At 25.5% G+C, this 9,477-nt stretch carries 7 protein-coding genes; 4 read left to right on the forward strand and 3 right to left on the reverse strand.

Annotated elements, in window-relative coordinates; translation table 11 throughout:
- The 4 genes from M3Z80_RS07870 to M3Z80_RS07885 all read left to right on the forward strand — a co-directional run.
- Positions 1-1,369 (forward strand): T9SS type A sorting domain-containing protein (locus M3Z80_RS07870; protein ID WP_293919002.1); only part of this gene is annotated, 1,369 nt, incomplete at its 5' end.
- 314 nt (positions 1,370-1,683) lie between these two features.
- Entirely contained in the window at positions 1,684-2,685 is a 1,002-nt protein-coding gene (locus tag M3Z80_RS07875) for a leucine-rich repeat domain-containing protein (RefSeq protein ID WP_293919004.1), read from the forward strand.
- Between the two features lie 51 nt (positions 2,686-2,736).
- Positions 2,737-3,240, forward strand: coding sequence for a hypothetical protein (locus tag M3Z80_RS07880; RefSeq protein WP_293919006.1), 504 nt, complete (start codon positions 2,737-2,739; stop codon positions 3,238-3,240).
- A 500-nt stretch (positions 3,241-3,740) separates the two neighbouring features.
- The gene (locus M3Z80_RS07885) at positions 3,741-5,591 is read left to right on the forward strand and encodes a T9SS type A sorting domain-containing protein (RefSeq protein ID WP_293919008.1); all 1,851 of its coding nucleotides are present in this window, start codon (positions 3,741-3,743) and stop codon (positions 5,589-5,591) included.
- A gap of 424 nt (positions 5,592-6,015) precedes the next feature.
- On the opposite strand, the gene M3Z80_RS07890 is transcribed toward M3Z80_RS07885, so the two are convergent.
- The 3 genes from M3Z80_RS07890 to M3Z80_RS07900 form a co-directional block, all read right to left on the reverse strand.
- Positions 6,016-6,924 carry a nuclear transport factor 2 family protein gene (locus M3Z80_RS07890; RefSeq protein ID WP_293919010.1) on the reverse strand — a complete coding sequence of 303 codons (909 nt, stop codon included), beginning with the start codon at positions 6,922-6,924 and terminating at the stop codon, positions 6,016-6,018.
- Positions 6,925-7,085: 161 nt separating this feature from the next.
- Positions 7,086-7,928 (reverse strand): helix-turn-helix domain-containing protein, encoded by an 843-nt coding sequence (locus M3Z80_RS07895; RefSeq protein WP_293919011.1) that lies wholly within the window; start codon positions 7,926-7,928, stop codon positions 7,086-7,088.
- Positions 7,929-8,141: 213 nt separating this feature from the next.
- Entirely contained in the window at positions 8,142-9,278 is a 1,137-nt protein-coding gene (locus M3Z80_RS07900) for an acyltransferase family protein (RefSeq protein WP_293919013.1), read from the reverse strand.
- Positions 9,279-9,477 lie beyond the last annotated feature (199 nt).

Below are 9,477 nucleotides of genomic sequence, written 5' to 3' on the forward strand. Positions count from 1 at the left end.
ACTTAAAAAATTAGATGTATCTAGAAACTTAGGTTTAACATACTTAAATTTTTCATTCAATGAGTTGGAGGAATTAGATATAACTAAAAATGTAAATTTAACATCTTTAAGTGGTTTTTATAATAAACTTACCGAACTAAATGTAACTCAAAATTTAAAACTAACTAACTTAATTATTTATGCCAATAATATTTACTCATTAGATTTATTAAATAATTCTGAACTTGTAACTTTAGATTGTGATAAAAATAAATTAAAAACATTAGATGTATCAAAAAATGTTAAGTTAAATAAAGTAGATTGTTGTAATAATGCATTGACCCAATTGGATTTTTCCAATAATATAAATCTAAATACATTATTAATCAATGGTAATGAACTTAACTCATTGAATATATCTAAAAATGTTAATTTGGTAGAATTATATTGTTATTTAAATAAACTTAAAGAATTGGATGTTTCAAAAAACATTAATTTAATTAATTTGTTTTGTTATTCCAACAGTTTAACAGCATTGGATGTTTCAAAAAACGTTAATTTAATTAATTTATCTTGTGATTCAAATGCGTTAATTACGTTAGATGTTTCAAAAAACGTTAATTTAATTAATTTATCTTGTAATTCAAATAAGTTAACTACGTTAGATGTTTCAAATAATGTTAGCTTAGCTACCTTGAATTGCGAATACAATCAACTTACTTCATTGATTGTACCAAAAGTAAATAACTTATCTAAATTAGTTGGACATACAAATCAATTGAAGTTGTCTACTTTACAAGGAGATTTTCTTACAATAAAGTCTCTAATATTAAATCCTCAAAATACCTTGAATGGAGGTACTAAAGGATATTTTGATATATTGGATCTTTCTTCCGAATACATCATTGACGGAAAACTGACCTCTTATACTTGGATAGATAAATCAACTAAACAGGAAGTTAATATGTTTGCATTAAAAGGTAAATTCATAGCCAATACAGAAAATGCAGGAAAAACATTAATCTGTCAAATGAAAAATGAATTATTTCCAGGCTTTATATTGGAATATGAAGTAGCGATAAAAGATGAAATGGTTACAACAAGAAATATAAACGAAAGCATACCGGAAGGCTTTAAGTTGGTAGGTCCCCATGCAAATTTATCAGAATCTGTACAATTAACGCCTAATCCAGTAGTAGATAATGTAAAAATAAATTCTTCAGCAAGAGTTGAATCAGTAAATGTTTACAGCTATTCAGGAAGAGAAGTAAAAAGAATCCCTAAGGTTACAAATAATGAATTAAATTTACAAGACTTACCCTCAGGAATTTATATGATAACAATAAAAACTGAACAAGGGATAATAAATAAAAAAATAATAAAAAGATAAAAATAAAGAAATTAAATATCCAAAAAAACCTGCACAAAGTGCAGGTTTTTTTGTCGAAATATAAAACTTTAAGAAATAAATAAGTATTTTTTAAAAATATATCAATTTGAAAAAATGTCTATCTAACTTTTGTAATGAAATAAGTTCCTAGAAATTTATAAGTAATTTTTTATTTATGAATTTGTAAAATAAGCAGTAGATAAAAAATTATTATGGTTTTATATATTTATAATTAGTTATTTTATTCTTAAATTATATATATAATATGCAAAAATATACTATATTAGTATCATAAATTTTAAATATATCTAATTATGAAAAAAATTATATTTTTTATTATAGCATATTGTATGCTTAATACTTTAGCTTTAGCTTCAAGTAACGTTTTTAATAAACAAAATTATCTGAAAGAGAGTTATCATGTTTCTGCAACCTCTAATTATGATGCCATGGATGTCTATGGAATCTTGAGTTTTTTAATGCAATATTCTGAGGAAGATCAAAAGTGGAATTATGAACTGGCCGGGCTTACTTGGGAAGAAATGTCAAAAGCTATAAAGGGAAATCCTGAAATAATTTTTACCAAGCTATCTGATCAATTAATTTGGAAAGAAATTGATAATACTAGAGTTTTGGTAAAATTAATATTAATTAGAAAAGGATATTTTGGAATATTTGAAGGTAAATATTTTAAAAATATGGAAGAGTTAGATTGTTATGCAAATAACCTAACTTCAATAGATGTTTCAGAAAATTATAATCTAAAATATTTTGACTGTTATTCCAATCAACTTACCAATTTAGATGTGTCAAAGAATGTAAAATTGGATCACCTATATTGTGATGAAAATAAATTATCTCATTTAGATGTATCCAAAAATTTAGATTTAAAAATACTATATTTTGGAGACAATCAATTAACTTCCATAGAGCTACCCGAAAATGGAAATCTAGAATATTTAAATGGAGCTAACAATCAACTTACAGAATTAAACTTAAAAAATAATTTAAAATTAAAAAAGTTGTATTGTAATAACAATAAGATTGTTAAATTACAATTATCAGCTTTAAATAATTTAATTAGTTTAGATTGTAGTAACAATAATTTAACAGCGTTGGACATTTTTCAAAATACTAAATTAGTAACATTAAATTGTTCCTATAATAAACTGGTTCAATTAGAAATTTCTGAAGGAACTAATTTAAATGCTTTAAATTGCTCCTATAATAAATTGACTCAATTAAATGTGTCTAAAAATGCAAATTTGAAATATTTATATTTATATTATTATGAACTGTCATCATTGTATATATAAAATAATATAAATTTATTAGAATTAAATTTTTCATATAATCAAATTAATGGATTGGATGTATCTAAAAATGCTAACTTAACTAATTTATCTTGTTATTCAAACCAACTTTCTTCTTTAATTGTTTCAAAAATTCATAAATTATATCATGTATATGCATATGAAAATCAATTAAAATTTTCGACCTTACAAGGGGATTTCCGTATTATTGAAACTCTTGATTTAGTCCCACAAGCAACTTTACAAGGAGGCTCTAAAGGCTATTTCGAATTGTTAGATCTGTCTTCAGAATATCTCATTAATGGAAAAATTACTACTTATACATGGTTAGATAAGGCAACCAAAAAAGAAGTATATATGTATGCATCAAAAGGGAAATTTTATGCTAGTACAGAAAATGCAGGAAAAACGTTAATCTGCCAAATGAAAAATGAATTATTCCCTAACTTTATCTTACTATATGAGGTAACCATTGCAAATACTAAGACTTTGTCAGATAAAAATGTAGAGGAAACTATACCTGAAGGTTTTCAACGGGTAGGCAAGAAGGAAATCTAAATATGTTATAGACTTTATACATTTTAGCAAAAAATAAATAAATGGTGTATTTATAATTGCTCAGAAAGAAAATATTTTATTGGTAGAATTTTTTATTAATGAAATGATAGATTATAATTTTAGTAACATTTAAATTAGATAATTATATAATTTTTAACAACATATCCTAACTTTTATTTTTATAATATTTTAAAATAAATTTAAATAAATGTTATCTTTTAGTAATAAAAAATAAGAATGGCAGAATCATGTATTTTTTTCTTGTTGAAATAGCTCTATCTATCTTGAAAAAAAATACATGATTTTTGTCATGAAATAACATAATTTTCAATCATAAAATTTAGTTTATTTTCCCTTCTAAACCCAATGTATAAGCTAAAATTCCATTTTTTATTTTAATAGCCATTTGATATTATAAATATTTTTTATGTTTTAATAATGTAAATATTACAATTAATTATCCTATATTGGTCTAATAATTTTTAAGTTAAAAAATTGCTATGAAAAAAAATTTATTATATGCATTAATTGGATGCTTAATGAGTACATTTATGTTGGCTAATGAACCGGTTTTAGAAAAAAGTGATTTTCTAGAAAAAAATTTCGTTGCTCCCGTAGCTTCTAATTACGATGCTAATGATATCTATGGAATTTTAAAATTTTATATTCAGTACTCTGAAGATACCCATAAATGGAATTATGAACAAGAAGGTCTTATTTGGGATGATATGACCAAAGCTATAGAAGGGTATCCTGAAAATATTTTAACTAAATTATCCCACAGATTAGAGTGGAAAAAAATTAATAGTAATAACGTATTAATAAAATTATATCTTAATAGTATTGATTATGAAAAATTTTCCGGAGAATTTTTGGGCAAATATTTTAAAAATTTAAAATATTTAAATTGTTCTTCAAATCTGCTTACATCATTAGATTTGTCTAAAAATACTGAACTTGAATTTTTAAAATGTTCTTCAAATCAACTTACATCTTTAGATTTATCTAAAAATAAAAAACTTGAATATTTAAATTGTTCATCAAATAATCTTACACAAATAGACTTGTCTAAAAATGTTAATTTAAGTAGCATATATTGTGTTTCTAATAAATTAAATGATCTAGACTTATCAAAAAATATCAAATTGAAAGAATTAGATTGTTCAAAAAATCAATTAGAAGCACTTGAAATAAGAAAAAATTTGAATTTAGAGTATTTAAAATGTAATTCTAATCAAATAAAAGAATTGAATTTATCTGAAAATCCTAATCTCAAGCTAATCAGCTGTGAATTAAATAAACTTACCTCACTGAATGTAAATAATAATGTAAATTTACAATATTTATATTGTTCATCGAATCAACTTACTAATTTAGATTTATCAATGAATGTTTTGTTGAAAGAACTAAATTGTTCATATAATCAATTTCAAAAATTAAATGTCTCAAAAAATATTTATTTGGAAAATTTGAATTGTTCAATTAACGAAATTATAGAATTAAATATAGGTAATTGTAAATATCTAAAAGAATTAAATTGTGATTCCAACAATCTGTCTAAGCTTGACGTATCGGAAAATAATGAATTATGTAGTTTAAGTTGTTCTTATAATCAGCTTACAAATTTAGATGTGACAAATAATTTAGAAATGATTGAACTTAATTGCTCTTCAAATAAAATAAAAAGTTTAAGCATCCCTAATAATCCTCGATTATATTCTTTGACAGGATACAAGAATCAATTGAAATTTTCAACATTAGAAGGAAATTATCTACCTATCAAATATCTAAAATTAAATCCACAAGAAATACTACAAGGAGGAATTAAAGAATTTAATGAATTAATTGACATTTCCTCTGAGTATGACATAAAAGGAACATTTACTAGCTATAATTGGTATGATAAAGCAAGAAATAAGAAAGTAAATATGCTTTCTTCAGAAGGTACCTTCTATGCAGGTAGGGATAATGCAGGAAAATCCCTAATTTGTAAAATGGAAAATAAATTATTTCCAGGATTTATTTTAGAATATGAAGTAGATATCAAAAAAATAGACAATTCTTTAGGAATTATTGAAATTATTACACCTTCAGAAAATACTTCAGATTCTAACATAAGTTTATCTAAACTAATAAATGTTGTTCCAAATCCTATAATTGATATCGTAAAGATTTCAACTCCTGTAAAAATAATTGAAGCTACTGTATTTGATTTAACAGGCAAAGAAGTACAAAACTATTCAAGAATTATTGACAACGAATTAGATCTACAAAATTTATCTAAGGGTATTTATATGATACTCATAAAAACTGAAAAAGGAACCGTATCTAAAAAAATTATTAAAAAATAATAAATAAAAAATAATAATATAAAACCTGCCAAGTGCAGGTTTTTTTATGGAGATAGCAAACCTAAAAATATGTAAAAAGATTTAAAATTTATTATTATATGTTATTTTAAATTAGAAAAGTGATAATCATTACATTCTACTAAAATCTATTAATATATTTTTATCATTTTTTCTAATGATAGAACAATGAGAATCTAATTATGTAAAAAAAGATATTATTTAAAATAAAAAAAGACGGCTATATTATTATGAAATTATTGAAAACATCATACAATTATAACCGTCTTATTGTATAGTTGAAGTATGTTAACATGTAGGAAATGAATATTTATTATTCATTAAATCCTAAGTGTAATAAAAAAGAATGAAAAACTGAAACTATTTTTTTCATTTATTCTAAAAGTTATATATGGGTAATATAAAATTAGAATTTACCATTTTTATTTTTATGATCTTTTACCGGAGGAATTGTTTCCACAATATCCCAATGTTCAGCTATTTTTCCATTTTCAATTCTGAATAGATCATAAAATGAAGTAGGTTTGTCTGCCATTACTCCCTCAGATACTACTAAAACAAAATTACCTTCTCCTAAAATTTTATGAATTTTAGAATATTTAAAAGTTAATCCCATTTTAGTCATTTTTTCAAGGCCGGTTTTCAAACCATCCAAGCCATCGCCAATCAAAGGATGATGTTGAATGTAGTTGTTTCCATCAAAGTAGTTTTCTAAATTTTTTGGATTTTTACCCATCAATACATCTGTTACAAAACCTTCGGCAACTTTTTTATTAGCTTCCAAGCCTTCTTTATCTGTTTCTTTAATCGTAGTGTCACCATCTATAAGTGAATGCCCACTTGGATTTGTAGGGGGAATTGCTTGTAAATTATCCCAATGCTCTACAATTAATCCATTTTCAAACCGAAAAATATCAAATCCAACAGTGGGTGTTTCGTAGCCGTATTCAGTTTGAGCTACAACATAATCGCCGTCACTAAAAATACGCACGATTTTTACACTCGGTTTGGTCTTCGATAGAAATTCCATTAGAGTTTTAAGTCCTTCAACCCCATCTGCAGCTCCTAAATTATGTTGTATATATTTATTGGGGTTAATATATTTAATAGGTTCTTCATTACCCGTACTAAATGAGGAAAGTAATTCCTTTACTTTTTCTGCATTAGATTGTTTAATCTCTTTAAGATCATTTTCTTTCGTTTCTGCAGAATTAGATTGATCCGTATTTTGAACTGCTTCATTTTTTGTGTTGTTGCATGATACAGCCAATATAGCAATACCTACAACTGCTAATACATAACTTAATTTTTTCATATTATTATATAATTTATATTTTTTAGAGAATAAGGAATTATGCTCTAGGTTTATGGAAATGTTTCTATTAAAATCTCAATTATTACAAACTTTTTTATCGTGCAAATGTAAAATGGATCTTGCTGAACATACTGATAAAAAAGATGCCGAGACTGATAAATTTAGGACAGATGCTGCTTTTTAAAATCGATGGGGCTAAAACCAACATATTCTCTGAAAAATTTACTAAAGTTGGTCGGTTCATCAAAACCTAGTTCGAAGGAAATTTCTTTTACATTCATTTCGCTGTAAACCAATAGTCTTTTAGCTTCCAGTAAAATTCTTTCATCTATATATTGTTTAGGACTTTTCCCGACAGTGCATTTTAATGCTTTAGATAAGGCTTTTGCAGATATACCTATATGAGCTTTATAATCATTTACTTTACGCATAATTTTGTAATAATTCTCTACAGCATGAGAAAATTGTAAAGTAATTTGATAATTGGGAGAAGATGCAATTCTTTTTGAATGAGAATTAATCTTTTCCGAATATAAAAGAAAGCTGCTGAGCAAATGATGTAAAATATCGGGAATATAAGAATCGTCTTCAGGGGAATATATCTTTTTCATCAATTCCCAAATCGAATTTATGTGTTCATTAAATAAAATAGGAGTGTTGATTATAAAAGGGTTGAAAAGTTCGATTTGTTTGATAAGACGACTGTCAGATTCATTTCTGATGTAAAACTCATCTGTGAATAAAATAATTTCGCCATTATATTCTGATTCTACATCAAATGAGAGTATTTGATCTTTACCTATAAATAACATTTCGCCTGCTGAAACCTCTATAGGGGTAAAATCAACTTTTTGAATAGTTTTACCACTTGTTATTCGGATAATTTGATAAAAGCTTGCACGATGAGGCTTTCTGGTTATAGAACAGGCCTTTCGATTCATTGTAGGCAAATTTTTTATTTCAAAACCAAAAGGTAATAGTTCATTAAATGAATAGGATATCAAGTGGAAAATTTTTTTCAAATATACAAATAATCATAATATTATAGTGAGGATTGTTATTGTTTGAATATTTTATTATTTAAATTTATATTTTTACCTTATAAAATTTATAATATATTAGATACAATATTATTTTATTAATAAAGTAGCTAATTTTTATTTACATTTTTTCATAACAATCAAAAAATCAGTTTACCTAAAAATATAAAACATTTCCTATTTATGAGATTGTAAGAGTTTTTTTCTTAACCATTCACGAACAGGTACATCATAAAATTTCATGGAAAGGTAAGCTACGATAAGGGAAATAATCACTACAAGTAAACCATACGGCCACGAATCTTCCAGAGAGAGGTTGTTGTTGACAATGTAAGCCATATAAATATTAACAAATGGAAAGTGAGTAATATAAATAGGGTAGGAGATGTCACCAAGGAATTTACATAGAGACATGGTTTTTTTATTTTTAATTTTTCCACCGGCTCCTAACCAAATGATCAATGGAAAGAATACGAACAAACATATACATTCGTAAAAACGGTTCCAAAGGTTATTTTCTCCTCCCAAATGAGGTATAGATAACAATATAACCAATAAAAGAGCAGTTAATAAAAAAGCATTTTTTATAAATCTAAGTTTTCCAGTCCTAGCTAATAGTAATCCCGCTAAAAACGGAAAAGCTAAACGAGTCAAACCGATTCTTAGTTGTTTGGGATCATCAATGGCCCACCCCCCGATTATATCTCCGAGAGGATTTGTAAAGGCATAGTAAATTGTATTTCCTGCTGCAAAAATAACAAGTATAGATAATATTATTTTAGAAGTTCGACGTAAAATTAGTGCATATACAATATTTGCTATATATTCAAAAAATAAAGACCAGGCAGGGCCGTTTAAAGGGTACATTTCATTCCATCCTCGGATATCTAAACTTTTACCTACGGGAATTAATAACATACCAAGAGCCATAATTAGCAACAATTTCATTATAGAAACATCTGATGTTTCTTTCCAGCCCAATGCTGGTGCATCTTGAAAATAATATAATAATGCCCCTAACAGCATTCCGGCAATAATCATAGGGTGAAGTCGGACTATACGTCGTTTAAAAAAATCTTTTAACGTCATGGTTCCCCAACGATCATCATACGCATATCCCAATACATACCCGGATAATAGAAAGAAGAAATCAACTGCCAGATAGCCGTGATTAATAATTTGTAAAGCGTGATTATTTTGAGAGTAAATTTCCAGCACATGGTATAGGACAACCATAATAGCCGCAACTCCACGTAAACCATCAAGAATTACATAATGCGGCTTTGATGCTTTTATATTTATTATATTTTTCATTAATTAAAAATATTATTTTTTATTTGTATTACAAAATTAAAATAATTATATATTAAATTATAGGAATATAATAAATTAATATTGTCTTATATTAGTATGTAAATAGTTTTTTATATATAATAAGTGTTAAAAAAAGCAATATATATATTCACTTGTCAAGTTTTGTAGAACAATCTTTTTGTTTTGATCATGTGAGAAT

The sequence above is a fragment of the Apibacter sp. genome (genome assembly GCF_025291155.1).
In the GTDB taxonomy this organism is placed as follows: domain Bacteria; phylum Bacteroidota; class Bacteroidia; order Flavobacteriales; family Weeksellaceae; genus Apibacter.